Source organism: Pseudoalteromonas sp. SR43-2 (assembly GCF_014163885.1).
Classification (GTDB): Bacteria; Pseudomonadota; Gammaproteobacteria; order Enterobacterales; family Alteromonadaceae; genus Pseudoalteromonas; species Pseudoalteromonas distincta.
Map to the genome: position 1 here is coordinate 113,348 of NZ_JACJED010000006.1, position 20,171 is coordinate 133,518.

19 protein-coding genes and 1 tRNA gene are annotated in these 20,171 nt (G+C 39.4%); 8 read left to right on the top strand and 12 right to left on the bottom strand.

Annotated features, from left to right (window positions below):
• Positions 1-125: 125 nt before the first annotated feature.
• Positions 126-626, top strand: a complete 501-nt coding sequence (locus H5120_RS07150; RefSeq protein ID WP_002962012.1) for an RDD family protein — start codon at positions 126-128, stop codon at positions 624-626.
• 80 nt (positions 627-706) lie between these two features.
• On the opposite strand, the gene lptG is transcribed toward H5120_RS07150, so the two are convergent.
• Both lptG and lptF read right to left on the bottom strand, forming a co-directional pair.
• A complete protein-coding gene (lptG, locus tag H5120_RS07155; RefSeq protein ID WP_024603537.1) occupies positions 707-1,774 on the bottom strand; it encodes an LPS export ABC transporter permease LptG in 1,068 nt (355 codons plus the stop codon).
• A complete protein-coding gene (gene lptF, locus H5120_RS07160; protein WP_138489600.1) occupies positions 1,771-2,883 on the bottom strand; it encodes an LPS export ABC transporter permease LptF in 1,113 nt (370 codons plus the stop codon). Before lptF ends, lptG begins: the two co-directional genes overlap by 4 nt.
• Before the next feature lie 309 nt (positions 2,884-3,192).
• Here lptF and pepA point away from each other — a divergent pair, with 309 nt between their 5' ends.
• From pepA to H5120_RS07175, 3 genes are all read left to right on the top strand, one after another.
• Positions 3,193-4,704: a leucyl aminopeptidase gene (gene pepA / locus H5120_RS07165; RefSeq protein ID WP_039490278.1), complete on the top strand. Its 1,512-nt coding sequence runs from the start codon at positions 3,193-3,195 to the stop codon at positions 4,702-4,704.
• 149 nt (positions 4,705-4,853) lie between these two features.
• On the top strand, positions 4,854-5,300 hold the full coding sequence (locus tag H5120_RS07170; protein ID WP_002962020.1) for a DNA polymerase III subunit chi: 447 nt from the start codon (positions 4,854-4,856) through the stop codon (positions 5,298-5,300).
• 53 nt (positions 5,301-5,353) lie between these two features.
• On the top strand, positions 5,354-8,209 hold the full coding sequence (locus tag H5120_RS07175) for a valine--tRNA ligase (protein ID WP_182673980.1): 2,856 nt from the start codon (positions 5,354-5,356) through the stop codon (positions 8,207-8,209).
• 113 nt (positions 8,210-8,322) lie between these two features.
• On the opposite strand, the gene H5120_RS07180 is transcribed toward H5120_RS07175, so the two are convergent.
• A complete protein-coding gene (locus H5120_RS07180; protein ID WP_182673981.1) occupies positions 8,323-9,585 on the bottom strand; it encodes an outer membrane protein transport protein in 1,263 nt (420 codons plus the stop codon).
• A 283-nt stretch (positions 9,586-9,868) separates the two neighbouring features.
• Here H5120_RS07180 and H5120_RS20220 point away from each other — a divergent pair, with 283 nt between their 5' ends.
• The gene (locus H5120_RS20220; protein ID WP_154903641.1) at positions 9,869-10,192 is read left to right on the top strand and encodes a hypothetical protein; all 324 of its coding nucleotides are present in this window, start codon (positions 9,869-9,871) and stop codon (positions 10,190-10,192) included.
• On the opposite strand, the gene H5120_RS07185 is transcribed toward H5120_RS20220, so the two are convergent.
• On the bottom strand, positions 10,152-11,366 hold the full coding sequence (locus tag H5120_RS07185; RefSeq protein WP_182673982.1) for an HD-GYP domain-containing protein: 1,215 nt from the start codon (positions 11,364-11,366) through the stop codon (positions 10,152-10,154). The two genes, H5120_RS20220 and H5120_RS07185, sit on opposite strands and share 41 nt — an antisense overlap.
• Before the next feature lie 335 nt (positions 11,367-11,701).
• On the opposite strand from H5120_RS07185, the gene H5120_RS07190 reads away from it, so the two are divergent.
• On the top strand, positions 11,702-13,465 hold the full coding sequence (locus H5120_RS07190; RefSeq protein WP_182673983.1) for a lysophospholipid acyltransferase family protein: 1,764 nt from the start codon (positions 11,702-11,704) through the stop codon (positions 13,463-13,465).
• A 107-nt stretch (positions 13,466-13,572) separates the two neighbouring features.
• Here H5120_RS07190 and H5120_RS07195 read toward each other — a convergent pair whose 3' ends face one another.
• From H5120_RS07195 to H5120_RS07205, 3 genes are all read right to left on the bottom strand, one after another.
• A complete protein-coding gene (locus H5120_RS07195) occupies positions 13,573-14,277 on the bottom strand; it encodes an NRDE family protein (protein ID WP_182673984.1) in 705 nt (234 codons plus the stop codon).
• Position 14,278: 1 nt separating this feature from the next.
• Complete coding sequence (locus tag H5120_RS07200) at positions 14,279-14,812, bottom strand: DinB family protein (RefSeq protein WP_182671535.1); 534 nt, start codon at positions 14,810-14,812, stop codon at positions 14,279-14,281.
• Between the two features lie 211 nt (positions 14,813-15,023).
• Positions 15,024-15,098: transfer RNA gene (locus tag H5120_RS07205), tRNA-Arg, on the bottom strand.
• Positions 15,099-15,345: 247 nt separating this feature from the next.
• On the opposite strand from H5120_RS07205, the gene H5120_RS07210 reads away from it, so the two are divergent.
• Positions 15,346-15,528, top strand: coding sequence for a hypothetical protein (locus H5120_RS07210; RefSeq protein WP_002963040.1), 183 nt, complete (start codon positions 15,346-15,348; stop codon positions 15,526-15,528).
• Positions 15,529-15,531: 3 nt separating this feature from the next.
• Here the strand turns inward: H5120_RS07210 and H5120_RS07215 are convergent, their stop codons facing one another.
• Genes H5120_RS07215 through H5120_RS07225 form a run of 3 tightly spaced genes read right to left on the bottom strand, consistent with a single transcriptional unit; the run spans position 15,532 to position 17,250 of the window.
• Positions 15,532-16,338: a phosphotransferase gene (locus tag H5120_RS07215; protein WP_182673985.1), complete on the bottom strand. Its 807-nt coding sequence runs from the start codon at positions 16,336-16,338 to the stop codon at positions 15,532-15,534.
• Between the two features lie 3 nt (positions 16,339-16,341).
• Complete coding sequence (gene pnuC, locus H5120_RS07220) at positions 16,342-16,959, bottom strand: nicotinamide riboside transporter PnuC (RefSeq protein WP_182673986.1); 618 nt, start codon at positions 16,957-16,959, stop codon at positions 16,342-16,344.
• 39 nt (positions 16,960-16,998) lie between these two features.
• Positions 16,999-17,250: a hypothetical protein gene (locus H5120_RS07225; protein WP_002963043.1), complete on the bottom strand. Its 252-nt coding sequence runs from the start codon at positions 17,248-17,250 to the stop codon at positions 16,999-17,001.
• Between the two features lie 100 nt (positions 17,251-17,350).
• On the opposite strand from H5120_RS07225, the gene H5120_RS07230 reads away from it, so the two are divergent.
• Positions 17,351-17,590, top strand: coding sequence for a DUF2960 domain-containing protein (locus H5120_RS07230; protein ID WP_002963045.1), 240 nt, complete (start codon positions 17,351-17,353; stop codon positions 17,588-17,590).
• Between the two features lie 31 nt (positions 17,591-17,621).
• Here H5120_RS07230 and alr read toward each other — a convergent pair whose 3' ends face one another.
• Together alr and dnaB are read right to left on the bottom strand one after the other, a co-directional pair.
• Positions 17,622-18,701, bottom strand: coding sequence for an alanine racemase (gene alr / locus H5120_RS07235; protein WP_182673987.1), 1,080 nt, complete (start codon positions 18,699-18,701; stop codon positions 17,622-17,624).
• Positions 18,701-20,080: a replicative DNA helicase gene (gene dnaB / locus H5120_RS07240; protein WP_002963050.1), complete on the bottom strand. Its 1,380-nt coding sequence runs from the start codon at positions 20,078-20,080 to the stop codon at positions 18,701-18,703. Before dnaB ends, alr begins: the two co-directional genes overlap by 1 nt.
• Between the last annotated feature and the right edge of the window lie 91 nt (positions 20,081-20,171).

Below are 20,171 nucleotides of genomic sequence, written 5' to 3' on the forward strand. Positions count from 1 at the left end.
TTCATTCCCCTCCGTAGGTAGTAATTTACAGCAATAAAATCAATTCTCTCTAAACATTAACATGTCTTAGTATTTGTAAGCTTTTTTGTTAAACTAGCTCGCATATTAATAGTGAGAGTGTATTTATGTCGGGTGAGTTTCCACGTGCTGGTTTTTGGCGCCGTTTTGCGTCGTTGGTCTACGATACGTTAGCCATTATTGCGTTTGCGATGTTAACTGTAGTGCTGTATTTATTTGCAGTACAGGGGCTTATTTCTCTCGATGTAATTAGTTTAAATGGCGCAGAGGATGTATCTGCATTTATTCAAAATTCAAATCTTCTTTCGGGTATTCGTACCGCTCTTTTAATTATTGTTAGCTTAGTATTTTTTGGTTACTTTTGGACTAAAAGCGGGCAAACCATTGGCATGCGTGCATGGCGTTTAAAAGTACAAACTCTTGAAGGTAATTTAATTAGCTGGCCGCAATCAATTATCCGCAGCGTTAGCGCTTTACTCGGTTTAGGTAATTTGGTGGTGTTAGTCGATTTTAAAAACAAAAAAGCACTGCAAGATTACATCTCTAAAACAGAAGTTATTGCACTTACTAAAGAAGAAAACAGACGTATTTATAGTGAGCTTGATTAATACCAGCTTTCCAAAACTGGAAATTAAAAAGCAAAAAGGGTGACCACTGGTCACCCTTTTTAATGCTTTGAATGGGTACTCTATACCCGTTTATTCATCAAATATGTCGCAAAGCCTATAAATATAATACTGGGTAATACCGCCCCTATAATAGCGGGTATTTGGTAAACCATAACTACAGGGCCAAATATTTCATTAGTTAAGTGAAACACAATCCCCGTTACAACACCCATAATAATACGTGCGCCCATAGTAACGGTACGCAGTGGGCCAAATATAAACGAGAGCGCCACCAGCAGCATTACCGCTACAGATACAGGCTGCATAAGCTTACGCCACAGAGCAAGCTCGTAGGTACTGGTGTCTTGTTCGTTTTGCTCTAAGTAAGTTAAATACGACCAAAGCCCAGTAAATGAAAGTGACTCTGGTTTTACCGAAACAACCCCTAACTTTTCAGCGGTCAATTGTGAAGGGTAAAACTCTTCTGGTAGTTGCTCTGTTGTGGTTTTTTCGCTCGTAATAATAACCTTATTTACATCACGAAGTAGCCAGCCTTCTTTTCGGCTCAGTGCATCTTTTGCTTTAGTGATTTGGGTAAGCTCTAACGATTTGTCAAAGTGGTACATGTGTACCCCATTGAGCCTGCCGTTTTCGTCAACATCTTCAATATTAATAAAATTGCTGCCGTCTTTAGCCCATACACCTTTTTGTGTGTTAAATACATCGCCGCCATGTATTGCTTGGTTACGCATTTCTTTAGCGTGTAATTGCGCTTCAGGTGCACCCCATTCGCCAAGTGCCATCATGCATACAGCCATAAATATGGCCGTTTTCATCACAGAGCCAATTATTTGTAAGCGCGACATACCAGCCGCTTGCATCACTACCAGCTCACTGTTTGAGGCAAGTGCCCCCAAACCCGTTAGGCCACCAATTAGCGCAGCCATCGGAAAAAACACCACTAAATCGCCAGGTATTGTGTAAAGCGTGTAAAGCATTGCGGTCATTAAATCGTAACTGCCACGCCCTACCGACTTTAGCTGGTCGATAAACTTAATTAAGGTGCTAATACCAACAAGTACTAACAATGCAAAGCCGGTAGTTTGTAAAATACTGCGGCCTAAATACCAATCAAGCGTTTTCATCATGAGCCTAACTCCCGCTTAGTTACAACGGCTTTAAGCCAAGCGCCCAGCGGTCGCCCTTTTATAATTAATAATCCACCTATAAACAAGGCACTTAGGTGAATCCACCACAAGCCAATTGAAGGCGGAATTTTTCCATCTTCAACTGCAAATTTAGCGGCATTTAGTAAAATAAAATAGCCTAAGTACAAGCTTATAGCAGGCACTAGTTTTGCAAATTTACCTTGGCGAGGATTAACCACACTTAGCGGTACTGCCAGTAAGGTAAGTAACGGAATTGATAACGGAATAGCGAGTCGCCACTGCCATTGAGCAATAGATTCTGGAGTATTAATGGCGAGTAATTGATTAGTAGGCACAGCCTCTAATTTACGGCGTTGATGCTCTATTTCTTGTTCTCGTATTTGTACGCTGTAACCATCAAATTCTGTTAAGTTAAGTGCAGGCGTTGCGCCATCTGTTTCGTAACGTTTACCGTCTGTTAGTACGAGCTGTTGCTCACCATTTACGGCTTCAACCACAACACCTTGCTCTGCATATACCAAGCGCGCTAAGTTGCCTTTTTCGCTATCGGGTAACTGTGCAACAAATACCTTATTGAGCTCTTTGCCACCCTTTTCAATATTATGAATAAACACCACGGCTTTTTCGTTACCGGTTTCTTGGAACCGCCCAGCTCTGAGTGCAGATAACCCCGCATCGGCTTTGGCTTGCTCTTTTAATTGATACTCTTGCTCGCTTGCCCACGGCGCTATATACATAGTCAGTGCTGCGGCTAATATAGCAAGCCCTACACTTGATATAAGTGTTACGCGCACAACATACCATTCACTTACGCCACAGGCTTTAAGTACGGTCATTTCGCTATCGGCGTAAATACGGCTGTAGGCTAAAATAATGCCTAAAAATATACTCAGCGGAAGTATTAGCGAGGCTAGTTGTGGAAGTTTTAGTGCAATCATCGATAGCACTAATTTAGCAGGAATGCTGCCCTCAGAGGCATCACCTAAAATACCAACTAACTTTTGTGACAAAAATATTGTCATCAAAGTTAAAAATACGGCGACCTGCGATTTTAAAACCTCAGCGGTCAAATAACGGAAAATTAGCAATGCTCGCCCCTGTTAAACATGGAATTTCACTACGATAGTGAGAATTGAATAGTTAAATAGCTATTTTACCCAATTAATACCGGCAAATAGGCTATTATTATAAGCCATCAAAATTAATTATCCTACCTAAGTGCACGATATAATGTTGCATTAGTAGCCCTTAAGCATATAAAGTTCAATTACACAGTAAGAGTCTAGCAAAATCAGCTAAAATAAGAATTATCCTTACATAAGTTACGTAGATAAGACTAGAAAATACTTTTTTAGCCCCAACTTAGTAACTTAAACGACTCAAAACCAGGAGTAACAATGGAATTTAACGTAAAAAGTGGTAGCCCAGAAAAACAGCGCAGCGCATGTATTGTGGTTGGCGTTTACGAGCCACGTAGGTTATCCCCCATTGGTGAACAACTCGATAAAATTAGTGATGGTTATATCTCTAATTTACTTCGCCGTGGCGATTTAGAAGGTAAGCCAGGCCAAGTTTTATTATTGCATCATGTACCTAATGTATTAAGCGAGCGCATATTGCTTGTTGGTTGTGGTAAAGAGCGTGAGCTTGATGATAAGCAATATAAACAAATCATTTCTAAAACTATAAATACCTTAAACGAAACGGGCTCTATGGAAGCAGTCTGCTTTTTAACAGAGCAACACGTTAAAGGTCGAGACACCTACTGGAAAGTACGTCAGGCAGTTGAGACAACGCAAGACTGCTTATATACGTTTAACCAACTGAAAAGTAAAAAAGTAGACCCTCGTCGTCCACTTCGTAAAATGGTGTTTAACGTACCAACACGACGCGAACTAACTATTGGCGAAAGCGCTATTGAGCATGGTTTAGCCATTGCAGCAGGTAGTAAGCTATGTAAAGACGTAGCTAATATGCCACCAAATATTTGTAATCCTGTGTACTTAGGTGAACAAGCACAAGAGCTGGCAACTGATTTTGACAACATCACTGTTGATCTTATTGGTGAAAAGCAAATGGCAGAACTTGGTATGAATTCTTACCTAGCTGTTGGCCGAGGTAGTGATAACGAATCGATTATGTCGATTATTAACTACAAAGGCGCCGCTGATGACCAAGCCCCTATTGTACTTGTTGGTAAAGGTCTAACGTTTGATTCAGGCGGGATTTCATTAAAACCAGGCGAAGGCATGGACGAAATGAAATACGACATGGGCGGAGCAGCAGGCGTTATTGGCGCAATGCGTGCACTTGCACAAATGCAATTGCCGATTAACGTTATTGGTGTTTTAGCGGGTTGTGAAAACATGCCTGGCTCAAATGCGTATCGCCCAGGTGATATTTTAACAACAATGTCAGGGCAAACAGTTGAAGTGTTAAACACCGACGCTGAAGGCCGCTTAGTATTATGTGACGCACTAACATATGTTGAACGCTTTAATCCAGATACGGTTATTGACGTAGCAACGCTAACTGGCGCGTGTATTGTAGCCCTTGGCGCGCATGCTACTGGTTTACTATCAAACCATAACCCACTTGCGCACGATTTATTAAAGGCGTCTGAGCAAAGTGGCGACCGTGCATGGCAGTTACCGTTATGGGATGACTATCAAGATCAACTAGAAAGCCCATTTGCTGACTTTACGAACTTAGGTGGACGCTCTGCGGGTACTATTACTGCGGCATGTTTCTTATCTAAATTTACTAAAAAGTATAATTGGGCACATTTAGATGTTGCCGGTACAGCGTGGCGCAGTGGCGCTAAAAAAGGCGCAACGGGCCGTCCCGTTCCTATGCTTACTCAGTATTTATTAAACCGAGCGGGTGTAAGCGAAGCTACGCACGATTAATAATCTATTTAGCTATTTATAAGGCGCCATTTGGCGCCTTATTTATTTGTGTATTAATTGAAGCAAACCCCGTTATATGGCAAAATCTGCCTCTTAATTTGTGTATATCAATTTGGTATACATTCAATGTCATGGGAAACCCCGATACAATGAACATGAACGCTAAATTTTTCGTTCTAAAGCAACAAGATGAGTCTAAAGCGAAGGCTGACGATCATTTTGCATTGGCAGCTCAAATTGCAGCCGATCAGTATCGAAATGGGCAGCGTGTGTTTATTTGTGTTAACGATAACGAAGCAGCCTGTGCCATTGATGAAATAATTTGGGCATTCGATCCAGATAGTTTTGTGCCACATAATTTACAAGGTGAAGGCCCTAAAGGCGGCGCACCTGTAGAAATTGGTATTACGCCACCTGTTGGCAATCGTAAAGTTTTAATTAACTTGGCTACTCAGTTACCGGATTACATTCGTCGGTTTAACCAAGTTTTTGATTTTGTACCCGTAGAACCAGCTGCTAAGCAAGCAGCCCGCGAGCGTTTTAAAAAGCTACGCCAACTCGGTGCCAATCTCACCACGCAAGATATTAATAGCTAGCCAATCAGGCAAACTAACCAACTAATTTAAGTACTTATTTAAGGTTCTGTGTAATGGATAAAACCTACAATCCGCAAGATATTGAACAGTCGCTATATCAAGACTGGGAACAAAAAGGCTACTTTAAGCCATCTGGCCAAGGCGTACCATATTCAATTATGATCCCGCCGCCAAATGTCACTGGTAGCTTACACATGGGCCACGCCTTCCAAGATACAATAATGGATACCCTAACGCGTTTTAAACGTATGCAAGGTAACAACACATTATGGCAAGTAGGTACTGACCACGCAGGTATTGCAACGCAAATGTTGGTTGAGCGTAAACTGCATGCCGAAGAAGGTAAAACACGCCACGATTTAGGCCGCGAAGATTTTATTAATAAAATCTGGGAATGGAAAAAAGAATCTGGCGGCACTATCACTAAGCAACTTCGTCGCCTTGGCGCATCGGTTGATTGGGATCGTGAACGCTTTACCATGGATGATGGTTTATCTGAAGCTGTTAAAGAAGTGTTTGTACGCCTTCATAAAGAAAACCTAATTTACCGAGGCAAGCGCCTAGTGAACTGGGATCCAAAATTACACACGGCTATTTCTGATCTTGAAGTTGAAAACAAAGACAAGCAAGGCCACATGTGGAACTTACGTTACCCACTGGCTGATGGCGTTACAACACAAGACGGAAAAGACTACATAGTAGTAGCAACAACACGTCCTGAAACCATGTTGGGTGACTCAGGTGTTGCAGTAAATCCTGATGATGAGCGCTACACAGATTTAATCGGTAAAGAGATTTTATTACCCATCGTTAATCGTCGTATTAAAATTGTTGCTGACGAACATGCCGATAAAGATAAAGGCACGGGCTGTGTAAAAATAACCCCAGCGCACGATTTTAACGATAACGAAGTGGGCAAGCGTCATCAAATGCCGATGATCAACATTTTCGATAAAGACGCCGCTATTCTTACCCAAGGTGAAACATACACCTTTGACGGTAAAGAGCTTGAGTTTGATGCACCAATACCTGAGCGCCTACATGGACTTGATCGTTTTGCAGCGCGTAAAGCAATTGTGGCAGAATTTGAAGAACTAGGTTTGCTTGAAAAAATTGAAGACCATGGTTTAACGGTTCCTTACGGCGATCGCTCTGGTGTGGTAATTGAGCCACTACTTACCGACCAATGGTATGTACGTGTTGCACCACTTGCTGAACCTGCAAAAGACGCTGTTAAAAACGGCGATATTCAATTTGTACCTAAGCAATACGAAAACATGTACTTCTCGTGGATGAACGACGTACAAGATTGGTGTATTTCACGCCAGCTTTGGTGGGGTCACCGTATCCCAGCTTGGTACGACAGTGAAGGCAATGTATTTGTTGGTCGCGACGAAGCCGAAGTTCGCCGTGAAAACAACATTGCAGATAACGTAACGCTAAGCCAAGACGAAGATGTACTTGATACGTGGTTCTCATCAGCGCTTTGGACTTTCTCTACACAAGGTTGGCCTGAAAATACCGATGATTTAAAAACCTTCCACCCGTCTGACGTGCTGGTAACTGGTTTTGATATTATTTTCTTCTGGGTTGCGCGCATGATTATGATGACGCTGCACTTTGTAAGAGACGAAAATGGCAAACCACAAGTTCCGTTTAAAACCGTGTATGTAACGGGTTTAATACGTGACGATAATGGCGATAAAATGTCTAAGTCAAAAGGTAACGTACTTGACCCACTAGACATGATTGACGGCATTGAACTTGAAGACCTAGTACAAAAACGTACTGGTAACATGATGCAGCCAAAACTTGCCGCTAAAATCGAAAAAGATACGCGTAAAGTATTTGCAGGCGGTATTGAGGCACACGGCACCGACGCCCTTCGCTTTACACTTGCTGCAATGGCATCTACCGGTCGTGATATTAACTGGGACATGAACCGCCTTGAAGGTTACCGTAACTTCTGTAACAAATTATGGAACGCAAGCCGTTACGTATTAATGAATACAGAAGAGCAAGACTGTGGTTTTACAAACGATGCACAAAAAGAGCTTTCATTAGCTGACCGCTGGATTTTAGGTCAATTTGAGTCAACAGTTAAAACGTATACAGAGCATTTAGATAACTACCGCTTTGACTTAGCTGCTAACACGCTTTACGAATTCACTTGGAACCAGTTCTGTGATTGGTACTTAGAGCTAACTAAGCCGGTATTATTTAAAGGTAATGAAGCGCAGCAACGTGGTACACGTAATACACTTATTACAGTACTTGAAAGCTTACTACGTTTAATGCACCCAATGATGCCGTACATCACTGAAACGATTTGGCAACGTGTTGCACCTCTTGCAGGCCTTGAAACAACAAACACCAGCATTATGGTTCAGCCGTTCCCTGTATATAATGAAGCAAGCGTTGATGCTAAAGCGATGGACGACTTAGAGTGGGTTAAACAATTCATTTTAGCTATTCGTAATATTCGTGGTGAAATGGATATTAGCCCAAGTAAACCGCTTAGCGTATTACTTGCTAATGCATCAAGCGACGACGTGCGCCGCATTGAAGAAAACAAATCATTTTTAGCATCACTTGCAAAAATTGAAGAGTTTACAATGCTTGAAAACAAAGACGGGGCACCTGCATGTGCGACTTCTTATGTTGGCAACCTTGAGATCATGATCCCAATGGCGGGCTTAATTGATGTAGAAGCCGAGCTTTCACGTATTAATAAGCAACTCGAAAAAGCAGAAAAAGGCCTAGCACAAGTGCAAAACAAACTCGCTAACGAAAAGTTTGTAAACAACGCACCTGAAGCTGTACTTGCTAAAGAAAATGCAAAACTGGCTGAGTTTAGCGATGCTAAAACTAAGCTACTTGAGCAAAAAACTAAAATAGAAAGCTTATAAGCTTTCATAAAATGCCTATTAACACTATTTAATAGGCATTAAAAAAGCCGCTCACTTTAATTAAAGTGAGCGGCTTTTTTGTGCCCTGTGATTAACCACAAGACACTTCTACATTAAAACTTGTAGTTGTACTGAGCGCCAATAAGTACTGCATTACCTTGTGACTCAAACTCAAATCCATCTTCTTCAAAGTTCTGAGTTTTACCACGGATAATACTTACACCAAGATCAACGTTAGAGCTTTGATCAATTGTGTAGTTACCACCGAATGAGAACCAAAAACGATCTGTATCTGGGATAGAGATCGACAGGTGATCTTGTGATACTGGAGACTGATCAAATGCTACACCAGCACGAAGTAATAAATCTTCGTTATATTGGTAATCTGAACCAACAGCGAAACGGTATGAATCAGAGAAGCTTTCATCTTTATTAAATGCGCTAAACTTATCGCCAGTTGGAGCTGTAACTTGTGCTTCTAATGAATCAAAGCTACTCCAACCTGTCCATAAAATACTGTAATGAAGACCAAGTTTTTCATCTAACTGATGTGAACCTGAAAATTCAGCTATTGCAGGAAGTGTAATATCAACAGATCCTGGAAGCTCAGTTCCAGACAAACCTTGTGGCGTAAAGTCTGTCATAGGTAACTGGTTAGAGTAAGTACCTTCAAATGTAATATCTGTTTCTGTACGATAATTAAAACCAAAACGACTGTTTTCATCTAATTGATACATTAAACCAATGTTCAAAGCATAGCCTGTATCATCACCTTCAAGATTTACAACTTCAGTTTGATCTGGAATAGGCAGCGGAGTTGTTCCTAGGTGACGCACAATAGTTGCATCAGCGTAAATTACATTTAAGCCAATACCATAGCTAAACTTTTCAGTAACTTTATAAGCAACGCTTGCATTTAAGTTAACGGTGAAGATTTCTGTTTTACCAGCAATCTGTCCTGCTGAGTAGTCATCGTCAAAGTCTGTTGATAAACCAAAGTTAGAAAATGCACCAAAACCAAGTGATACTTTATCGTTATAAGGCATAGTAAAGTAAGCTGCTGGTACCACTGCACTTGGTGCAATGCTATCGTCATCTAATGAAGATTGATCAATACCAGTTGGCGCGCCTTCACCTTCTAAGCTTACATCTGGAATTACACCAATAGCAGCAACACTTAGTTGTTTATCTTTAAATAAAGTCATTAGTGCTGGGTTACGTGCAACTACAGACGCGTCGTCTGCGATAGATGCTTCACCAGCGTATGCACGGCCTAAACCCGATGCATTTTGCTCTGATAATTGAAACGCAGCTGCAAAGCTATCAGCTGAAACAAATGCAAGCGAAGCTGCAATAAGAGTTTTAGAAAATTTCATTGTTGAGTCCTTAACCAAACTGACTGTCTGGGTACTATGTGTGTTGTTATTAGGATTTGAAACTTTGCTACACTACCTTAATTTTTTGTAAAAAACTCTATGAATGCGTCAAAAAACAGCAAAAAACATGTTATTTAACGACATTTTAACAACTATTTAAAACTCATCGGATGAGAAATGTGTTATTAGAGTTAAAGCTCTAATTGTAATTAATTATCATTTAGATTGACTTCAAATATATAGCAAATTACACTCACTATAAAATCGCAAAGGAAGTAAAACTGTGATCATTTTATTTATTATTACAGGGCTAATATTTTGTGGGGCGAGTGTATTTTGCTTTTACAAAGCAAACTACTGTGCATGCACTCAAGCAGGACAATGCGATAACCCCGTAAACCATTATTGGCTAGGGGCAATGTTAAATGCGTTGATTTCTTTAGCGCTTTGTTGTTTTGCATTGCACGTAGAGTTAGGTACTTTGCTATGGCTAACACTGATGGGAAGTTGTTTTTTGGGTGCGTTTATTTCTGCAAAACAAACTAAAAAAAGGCAATGCAGTAAAACTAGTTCAACAAATGCTCTTTTAGCAGGCGAGACAAATTAATCTGATAATCAAGAGGCTTAACACTCGCTAGTATTTTAAGCTCTTGGGTGTGCTCACTTAAATCTATGTCTTTAGGTGTAACATGATGATTATGCTTAGCATTATAAAATAGCTTAATTTTAGGTTTAATAGGATTTAATACGTTCCCCTCAAGCACTAAGGCTAAACGTTCATTCGTTAATTTTACAATAGTTCCTACCGGATGGACCCCCAAGCATTTTATAAAGCGTTGTACTAGTTCACCATCAAACAAGTGTTTATTGGCTAATAAGTAGCGTAATGCATTAATAGGCTCATCACCCTCTTGGTGCATTCTATCGGCTGTCATAGCATCGTACACATCTACAATTGCCATTATACGCGCCGGGCGACTTAACTTTTCAGCCTGCAGGCCTCGCGGATAACCAGAGCCATCTAAACGCTCATGATGATTTACTATCATATCGAGCATAAGGGGAGTTATACCCTTCTCGCCTTTAACTAAACCTAAACCTTGCGCAACATGCTTTTTAATTGCTGCTAGCTCGTTATTACTTAGTTTAGTTGGCTTGGAAAATATCCCCTGCGGTAATTTAGCTTGGCCTAAGTCATGAAGTAACGCCCCCATTGCAAGCTCTTGTACAACAGCTTTTTCATACCCTAAGTATTTAGCAAATACAGCAGTAAAAATGGCGCAGTTGATCATATGCCGCCAGTTATAGCTATGTTTGTCTTTTATACGAGTAAGAATAGTCATAGCGTTAGCATTACGAAAGACTGAGCTGACTATCTCGCTGGCAATTTCATCAAGCACTTTTATATTAACACTCAAGCCAGATGTTAAATCGCCATATAATGATTGTAACTTTCGGCCATGCTGATCGTAATTTACAGTCGCTTTAGCAAATTCCTGTTCGATAGAAATAGCTATAGGTGTTTTTTCTACTTTTTTTTGGCTATTAGATGTTTTAGGTGCGCTTTGGGGCTTATATTTGCTAGGAACTGGCGCATCACCTTTAGTAAAATCTATAAGCAGCTCGAGCACCCCTTCAGACACTAAACGCTTAATAATAGATTTGTCGCGCACCAAGCCACTGGTCTTAATTTTTATGCTATTGATCCCCTCGTGTTGCTTAGTAACGCTATCAACGTACATACCAGGGGTGAGCTCAGACACAGGCAAAGTAATTAGCATAAAGGTGAGATTTTTTACATTTAAAGTAGATGTACCTTAAATAGCATTAATTAAGCTTAAAAGTCTAGTTTTTGAGTTGCAAGTAGTGATATATAACTACAAAGGATTACTTACTGTATCACTCTTATTAGCTGTAATGGGTAACCTTATTTTATGGATAATTAAAACCCTCTTCTATTTCTTAATAACCTACAACTATTTAGTACTTAAAAGACTATTTGAGTATTATTTTTACGCTTTTAAACAAACTTAATTAACCTAATTTGAACATAATGTGGTTTTTCCTCGGTCTAAATATACACAACAGCTATAAAAATTTAAGAGCATCAACGTATATGACAAAATTAAACCACCCCGTATCAAACTTAAGTGTAGCGGCAATAAGCACCGTTTCTCCTTTGAGTCATATACTAAAAATAGCCGCTCCGCTGCTCGATAGCCTATTGGGCATCAATAAGCTACGTGATATATACCTCTCTAATAATTTATCGGGTTTAGATAAACAAGAGTTTAGTGAAAAGCTGTTAAATGTATTAGGTATTAATGTGCTTGGTGCACAAGGTGTTATTAACAAAATACCAAAGCATGGTCCTTGCATAGTGGTATGTAATCATCCTTATGGCATGATTGAGGGCGTAATTATTGCAAATTTACTCACCCATTATCGTAGCGATACAAAAGTAATGGCTAACGTGGGTTTAAAAATATTTAAAGAAATTAAAGACTATTTTATTTTTGCTAACCCATTAAAACCAAAAGCAGCCATTAATACCGGCGCAATAAAACAGTGTTTTAGTCATGTTAAAAATGATGGCTTACTTGTGGTTTTTCCTGCGGGAAGAGTGTCATTTTTTCAATCAGAAAAACAACGTGTAACTGACGGACAATGGAATCGCTTAGCCGCTCAACTAGCTTTAAAAACACAAGCTCCTTTATTGCCTGTATTTATTAGCGGTCAGAATAGCTCAACCTTTTATAACTTGGGGCGTGTTTACTACCGATTTAGATTATTAATGCTAATACGCGAATTACTTAAAATTCAAAAAAGCTCTATTAGCTTAAGCGCTGGTAATTTACTTACACCCAAATTATTAAATAAGTTTGAAAAAACTGACGACATAAACGCACTTACACGCTTGCAATGTTACTTAAACGATGAGCGCTTTGTAACGCCTTGGCAAGAGGATAACCAATCAACACAGCTCAAAGCCATTATGCAGGAAGTTGATAAAACAAAAATGAAAAATGAGCTTGCAAACTTGCCAAGCGAGCAGCATTTAGTCGACTTTAAAGGTTACTCAGTTTATTACGGCTACCAAGAGCAAATACCTAATTGCGTTACTGAAATAACACGCCTCAGAGAAATAACCTTTCGTACATTAAACGAAGGAAGTGGCGAGCCATGCGACACTGATAAGTTTGATGCGACTTACATGCATTTGTTTATTTTTGATCATAAAAATGAAGAAATTATTGGTGCTTATAGAATTGGACAAACCGATTTATTACAAAAAAATAGCGACGTGAGCGCCCTTTATTTATCGCAAATGTTTAACTTTGAACCTTCTTTTATTAATCAGCAACAGCCGTGCTTAGAAATGGGTCGATCGTTTATAGTTCAAAAACATCAGGGCAGTTACCATGGTTTATTACTGCTATTTAAAGGGATTGGTGTATTTATGGCGCAAAATCCACGCTATAGGACTTTATATGGCACGGTTTCATTAAGTAAACTTTATGACCCTCGTTCTGTTGCAATTATTGACCATACAATGGTTAATAATAAACAAGGTGTTAGCGCCAATACGCCTTTTAATAATAAGCTTCACCCAGAATTTGAAGACTTTATTAATGACCACGCGTTAAACATAGGCCATGTATCAGCATTGGTTATGGGAATAGAAGAAGATAAAAAAGACATACCAATTTTATTAAAGCAATACCATAAGCTAGGCGCTCAATTTCATTGCATGGGCATTGATAGCAACTTTAATCACACTCCGGGATTACTTTTAAGTGTGCACCTACCAAGTGCACCTGAAAAGCTACTTAAGCTCTACCTTGGTGATAAAAAGGATGATTATATAAATCACTCATAATTTTTACCTGCTGTATTAATATAGCACGTAAAAATTGAGCAAAAAAAGTCGACGTGATTAATTGCGTCGACTTTTTTTAATTATGTAACAGCTATAAGAATATTTAGTTAAGCTGCAGCCACTTTTAAACAACTAATGCTGCTAATGAGCTGAGACTGCTTATCAAAATAATTAAAGCGTATAGTGTTACCAACTTTAATATGACTAATACTGACTGTCATTGCATCTTCTCTTAGCATGTTTACGCCATATTGCCCTTGTTCGGCTTTACTATAGTGAAACGCTAAAAATTGCTCGCTTTCAGGATGTCTTAAATCAATAAGTTGCTTAAATTGATGTTTACGCTTTTGTGTCACCGTTTCAAGCTCAACACCTGATGACGTAGCAAGTGGTTCAACTTGGCAGTGGCTTAACTGCTTTGCATCCCACCTAACAAAAACCACGTTATTGTTATTTATCGATAGCCCATCCGGAAAAATACACAACTTAAAAGGCGCGTAGCCTGATAAATCCATGTTTTGTAATTGGGACAATGCAGGGGCTTTATTGCTCAGTAAATGAGGGATTAACAGACCTCTACTATGCTTTACGGCTGTTATATCGAATACACTTTGGTAATCGTTTAATAATGCGAGTGTTTGCCCAAAATGCGATACGCCAAGCCAAGTACCTCCTCCTTGCGGATCAATGGGAAAAATTGCATTGCCCTGGTGCTTACTTGGAGCGACTGCCGTTTGTCGTGTTTTTTGCTCATCACGATTAAAAAATAACTCGTAGCCATCATCAGTTAAAAAGTAGCTCAACGTGCACATTTTAATTTTGCATCGATTTTGGTTGTGCTGGCTGGCTATTTTCTCTTAAAAAAGTAGCTGTACTAGGTGCTAAGCCAAAGCTTTTATCGAGCTGCGACTTTTGAGCAAAAGAAATTTGTGAAATCATCGCGTAATGGTGCACAGCGTGACTGCCTACAAAAATAAGCTCTCGCGCAAGTGATGTTGTTACTGTTTGTACATTTTTGCTTTTAATCGAAACTTCGCTTGAAAGTGATAACGGTTTATTAAAATCATCTGGACTTAGCTGTTCAATCCACGATGCTATCTCGGCAATTTTTTTTATTGCAGCAGTTGGAGAGCTTTCAATATCCCCTCCTCTTAAGCGGCAATCATAATCTACTTTTTGCGTGCTAAAGCCGGTCATTAAAGATTGATAATGATCGATAATATGTCGCATATGAGCACCTGCCGAGCTGATAAAGTTAGGAGTTATGACTTGGGAATAGTCCTCTTTAGTTACACCTTCAAGATAAGCGTGCCCTTGAGCTAGTATCTCTAATTGACTATTTAACATTGAATCGCTCTTCCTCATTTATCACTAAATCTTATATGCAAATAATTACAACATGATTTTTGGATGCTAATTTTGCATTGTATAAATAACTAGAAAGCTGTTTTTAAAATTAACTTTCAAAGTTTTTGCAGTAAATGCATTTTTAAATACAAGAGTAATTAATGAGAAGCTAGGTAATATAGAGAGGATAATTAATACATATAAAAGCAAATGGCGCTCTCGGTAGGGATCGAACCTACAACTCAGCCTCCGGAGGGCCACGTGATATCCATTTCACCACGAGAGCACATTTGTTGCCGCCACACCAACTCGCGATATCAGTGCTTTAGCACCCGCAATGATAAAGAGATCTTTAAATAAATACCAGTAAGATCAGCTTATATGCTTATTAATTAAACTCTTTTAAATAAAACACTTCACAAAGGCTTAAAAACACGCTATTTATTCATATTCGGTAAAAAGTAGTAACGCTTTAGCAACATTATTACTATGGTTATTGTGATACGAATTGATTTAATACGAGGGAAATAATTATGAGTTTAATGTCTACAGAGCAAACCGCTGAATTTTTAGGTGTAAAAGTTGAGCGTGTAAAGCGTCTTGCTCGCGAGAGTTTACTAATAGCTAAGTCAGAAGACGAAAACGGCGAGCCACAATTTGATGCCGCAGAAGTTGCAAAATATAAAGAATTAGCTGAACGCTTTGGTGGTTTGTAACTTTTATAAAAAAGTATTAGTAACAAGTTTATTTAGCTGCGCACGTAACATTATAGATTTACTAGTTATGCTGCGCTCCTCATACCAAGCAATACATAACACCAAAAAAAACAGCTTATAGTAATTTAGCTTATCTATTGATGGGTAAAACGTACTTGTTTTATCAACGCTATTTTTATAGTTGTTTAACAATGCACTTTCACTGCTCTCAATAAGATTAAAGCTCACTGCAAGGGCTGCTAAATCAAAATATACATCGTTAGTTTGCGCGTACTCAAAATCAATTAAATACATGCCCGAAGCATTTACAATAATGTTATCTTTTACCAAATCATTATGACAAAAGCCTTCATCAAATTGCATGGCTGCAACTACTTTGAGTGCCTGCTCTATTTGAGGTTTATATTGCGTATATATGCCGGTGCTTTGATAAAAATGCAGCTCTTTAGCTATATCCATTGGCGCAGTAGACACTTTGTAATTGTGCACTTGAGCAAGTTTATTAACAAAGCTAAGCGTTATATCCGATTGCGCTGTATTGCCTTCAATATAATTAAATACCGCACGGCTATTCTTTGTATCGAGCCAAACAGGCGCAGGACATATATTAAGCTCACTTAAAAAACGCTGTGCTTCAAGTCCTATGGCTGGCCAATGGCTTTTATAACACTTTAATAAATATCCTTGTTGTTTGGTACGTATTAAAAAATTATCGTTACTAAAACCATTAAGTAGTCGCTCGCTTGAAATAACGCTCGTAGGCTCTATAAACGCCCTACACATTTTTACTAACTGAGTATGCTCAATCATTAATTAAAGCTGTGCTAAAGGCTTAGCTTGGCTTTGTTCGTACTCTTCGTACCAAGTTTTAAAGCCCCACGCTGCCATAATGGTATAAAATATAAATAGCGCAAGCGTTGGGTAATAGCCTTTTTCATAATATAAATACATGGAAGCTGCATCTATTACAATCCAGTACAGCCAATTTTCAAGGACTTTTTTAGCAACTAAGTAAGTAGTTACTACGGCAAAACACGTTGTAAAACTATCAAGATAAGCAAAATCGGCATGCGTATAGTTTTGCATAACGTAACCAATAGTTATTGCAGCTACGGTTGTTAAACTAATTAAAACAGCATGACGGTTTATCGACCAAGACGTAATATTTAGATTTTCAGCTTTGCCTTTTCGCCATACAACCCACCCATATACAGCCATATACATATAATAAAAATTAAGTAATGACTCCATGAGTAATGCACCATTCCAGTACATTATTGTATAAATGAGCGTGCTAAAAAATGCCGCCGGCCAACACCATAAGCTTTCCTTTATTGCCAATAATAAGTACGCCATCGACAATCCTACCGCAATGTATTCCCAATGCGACATTGCTGTAAAACCGCTTAAGGTTTGTGTTAAAAAGTCCATACTATGCAATCACCGTTTAGTTGCGCCATTTGTTATAAATTATTCAGGCGATAAGTCGCCAGAGAGAAACTTACATACAAAAATAGCTTTACCAAATTCTTCATATGAGCGCTTAATTTCGGTATTTAACACCTGCATTACTAAATCATAATCACCAAAAATTTGCGTTGATAGCGTATTAGTAATCACTTTTAAATTTTCGTATTCGTTTAAGCGGTCAATAAAGCCTTTAATAAACGGAATGTAATCTTGGTGAAGTGGATATTTGCTGATCTCTACTGATAATTTCATTTTAAACTCTACTTTTTAATTATTTGATTTAAACAAATCATTCAATGCCAGTTCAATACAGTGTAAAATTATACTAACACTCAATTTAACTGAGCTTATTATGGCACGCAGAATAACGTATACATTTAAAAACCAACCGCGCGAAATTAACTTCGCAAAAGATAAATACCACGACATGTATCAAGCTATTGCTGCTGCCGAGGGTATTGATTTAACAAATTACTTAAACATGGTACGCCAAATAGAAATGACCTCAAAAGGGTCTGCTTCTGTTCGTAACTTTCGCGACCAAGAGTTTGCCCGTATGGGCTTTAGCGACATTTACTTTATAAAAGAGTAATTATACCCAATTGGTATACGCTAAAAACTAACTATGGCTGATACTCATAACTTACGCGTGGTGTAATATTACATAATAGCTCGTAAGGAATAGTATCAGCGCACAGTGCTATTTCTTCAACTGGTAGCTCAGGGCCCCACATAGTGACTCTGTCGCCAACTTTAATATTATGCTCATTAGCACCTATATCAACGCTGATCATGTCCATAGCTACGCTACCTACAATACCATAACGCTGCTCACCAATTATTACCGGTGTCCCCTCTTTAGCATGTCGAGGATAACCATCGCCATAACCCATAGCTACAACAGCTAACTTGGTTGGTTTATCGCTTTTCCAACGACCACCATACCCAACAGCCTCATTAGCAGGCACATTTCGTACTGCAATTACGCGCGTAGTTAAGCGCATAACTGGTTTTAATTTGTGTTGCTGCCCAATACTATTTGCCATTGGCGATACACCATAGAGCATAAGCCCAGGACGTACCCAATCGCCATGACCGCTTGGCCAGGCAATAATACCAGCAGAATTTGATAAACAATGCGCTTGGTCAATGCCATTCACTAAATTATCAAACAACGTAATTTGCTGAACCGTTTTGGCATTATCAACATCATCAGCACACGAAAAGTGGGTCATTAAATTAACGGTATTTTTAGCGTTAGGTGTTTTTTGTAAGCGGTTATAAAACGCTTCAAACTGCTCTGGCGCAATACCTAATCGATGCATACCTGTATTTACTTTTAACCAGCATGTTATTGGTGCATCTAGCTTTGCTTTTTCAAGCGCCGCTAATTGGTACTCATCGTGAATAATAGTTTGAAAATTGTTGGCGAGCAGAATCGGTAAGTCGGCTTTGTTAAAAAAGCCTTCTAGTAAAACAATTGGCTTTGTTAAGCCCCCAGCTCGAAGGGCAAGCCCTTCATCTATACGTGCCACAGCAAATGCGTCAGCATTATTTAAATGCTGCGCAATCGTTACTAATCCATGCCCGTAAGCATTTGCTTTTAGCACCGCCATCACCTTGCTGTTAGGTGCAAAGCCCTTAACTTGCGCTAAGTTATGCGCAAGTGCCGTTAAGTTAATTTCAGCAGTGGCTAAGCGCATTAGTAATCGTCATCAACCGCTGGTCCCGCGTAATTATCAAAGCGAGAAAATTGACCTTGGAACGTTAAACGCACTTTACCAATTGGGCCGTTACGTTGTTTACCTATGATAATTTCAGCAATACCTTTATCAGTACTGTCTTCGTTGTAAACTTCGTCACGGTAAATAAACATGATTAAATCGGCATCCTGCTCTATCGACCCTGACTCACGTAAATCTGAGTTAATTGGGCGTTTATCGGCACGTTGCTCTAGCGTACGGTTTAGCTGCGAAAGCGCAACAACCGGACATTTTAGTTCTTTTGCTAGTGATTTAAGTGAACGCGAAATTTCAGCAATTTCAAGCGTTCGGTTATCAGCAAGGCTAGGTACACGCATTAGCTGCAAGTAATCGACCATGATCATACTAATGCCGCCGTGGTCACGCGCAATACGACGCGCACGAGAGCGAACATCGGTAGGTGTTAAGCCCGAGGCATCATCCACATACATTTTGCCTTTTTCCATCAACAAGCCCATTGTTGATGAAAGTCGCGCCCAATCGTCATCATCCAACTGACCTGTACGTACCTTAGTTTGGTTAATACGGCCAAGAGACGCTAACATCCTCATCATAATTTGTTCTGAAGGCATCTCTAGCGAGTAAATTAGCACGGGTTTGTCTTGAGTCATTGCGGCATGTTCTGCAAGGTTCATCGCAAAGGTGGTTTTACCCATTGAAGGACGCGCAGCAACAATAATTAAGTCAGACGGTTGCAGGCCCGTCGTCATTTTATCAAGATCGGCATAACCTGTACTTACACCCGTTACACCATCTTGTGGCGATTGATAAAGCTCTTCTATTTTATCAACGGTTTTTTCGAGTATGTTATGAATACTTTGCGGGCCTTCCGTACTTTTTGTACGTTGCTCGGCAATTTTAAATACTTTGCTTTCGGCAAAGTCGAGTAAGTCGTGACTAGTACGCCCTTCGGTATTAAAACCCGCTTCGGCTATTTCATTTGCCACGCCAATCATTTCACGTACAACAGCACGCTCACGTACAATGTTTGCGTAGGCATCAATGTTGGCTGCACTTGGCGTATTTTTAGCAATTTCGGCTAAGTAAGCAAAACCACCAATGCCTGCAAGTTTATTATTTTTTTCTAAACTTTCAGAAATAGTGATTAAATCTATCGGATCGCCAATCTCAGCAAGTGCCGTCATCGCCTCAAAAATTAACTTGTGCGTGCGGGTATAAAAATCCTGTGATACAACAAGCTCAGCTACGCGGTCAAAAGCTTGGTTATCAAGCATTAAGCCACCTAAAACAGATTGTTCAGCTTCTATTGAATGGGGAGGAACTTTAAGAGTATCGACTTGCTTATCTGGTTTGGCCATAACTTCACAGTAGTAAAATTGAATGGCTCTATTCTATCGACTTGCAGGGGCTGTGCAAATAGAAAAGCAGGAAATCTTTCCTGCTTTTTGT

Coding starts and splice junctions, on each gene's coding strand:
- H5120_RS07150 (WP_002962012.1), top strand. CDS start 126: ATGTCGGGTGAGTTTCCACGTGCTGGTTTTTGGCGCCGTTTTGCGTCG.
- lptG (WP_024603537.1), bottom strand. CDS start 1,774: ATGATGAAAACGCTTGATTGGTATTTAGGCCGCAGTATTTTACAAACT.
- pepA (WP_039490278.1), top strand. CDS start 3,193: ATGGAATTTAACGTAAAAAGTGGTAGCCCAGAAAAACAGCGCAGCGCA.
- H5120_RS07170 (WP_002962020.1), top strand. CDS start 4,854: ATGAACATGAACGCTAAATTTTTCGTTCTAAAGCAACAAGATGAGTCT.
- H5120_RS07175 (WP_182673980.1), top strand. CDS start 5,354: ATGGATAAAACCTACAATCCGCAAGATATTGAACAGTCGCTATATCAA.
- H5120_RS07180 (WP_182673981.1), bottom strand. CDS start 9,585: ATGAAATTTTCTAAAACTCTTATTGCAGCTTCGCTTGCATTTGTTTCA.
- H5120_RS07185 (WP_182673982.1), bottom strand. CDS start 11,366: ATGCTAATTACTTTGCCTGTGTCTGAGCTCACCCCTGGTATGTACGTT.
- H5120_RS07190 (WP_182673983.1), top strand. CDS start 11,702: ATGACAAAATTAAACCACCCCGTATCAAACTTAAGTGTAGCGGCAATA.
- H5120_RS07195 (WP_182673984.1), bottom strand. CDS start 14,277: ATGTGCACGTTGAGCTACTTTTTAACTGATGATGGCTACGAGTTATTT.
- H5120_RS07200 (WP_182671535.1), bottom strand. CDS start 14,812: ATGTTAAATAGTCAATTAGAGATACTAGCTCAAGGGCACGCTTATCTT.
- H5120_RS07210 (WP_002963040.1), top strand. CDS start 15,346: ATGAGTTTAATGTCTACAGAGCAAACCGCTGAATTTTTAGGTGTAAAA.
- H5120_RS07215 (WP_182673985.1), bottom strand. CDS start 16,338: ATGATTGAGCATACTCAGTTAGTAAAAATGTGTAGGGCGTTTATAGAG.
- pnuC (WP_182673986.1), bottom strand. CDS start 16,959: ATGGACTTTTTAACACAAACCTTAAGCGGTTTTACAGCAATGTCGCAT.
- H5120_RS07225 (WP_002963043.1), bottom strand. CDS start 17,250: ATGAAATTATCAGTAGAGATCAGCAAATATCCACTTCACCAAGATTAC.
- H5120_RS07230 (WP_002963045.1), top strand. CDS start 17,351: ATGGCACGCAGAATAACGTATACATTTAAAAACCAACCGCGCGAAATT.
- alr (WP_182673987.1), bottom strand. CDS start 18,701: ATGCGCTTAGCCACTGCTGAAATTAACTTAACGGCACTTGCGCATAAC.
- dnaB (WP_002963050.1), bottom strand. CDS start 20,080: ATGGCCAAACCAGATAAGCAAGTCGATACTCTTAAAGTTCCTCCCCAT.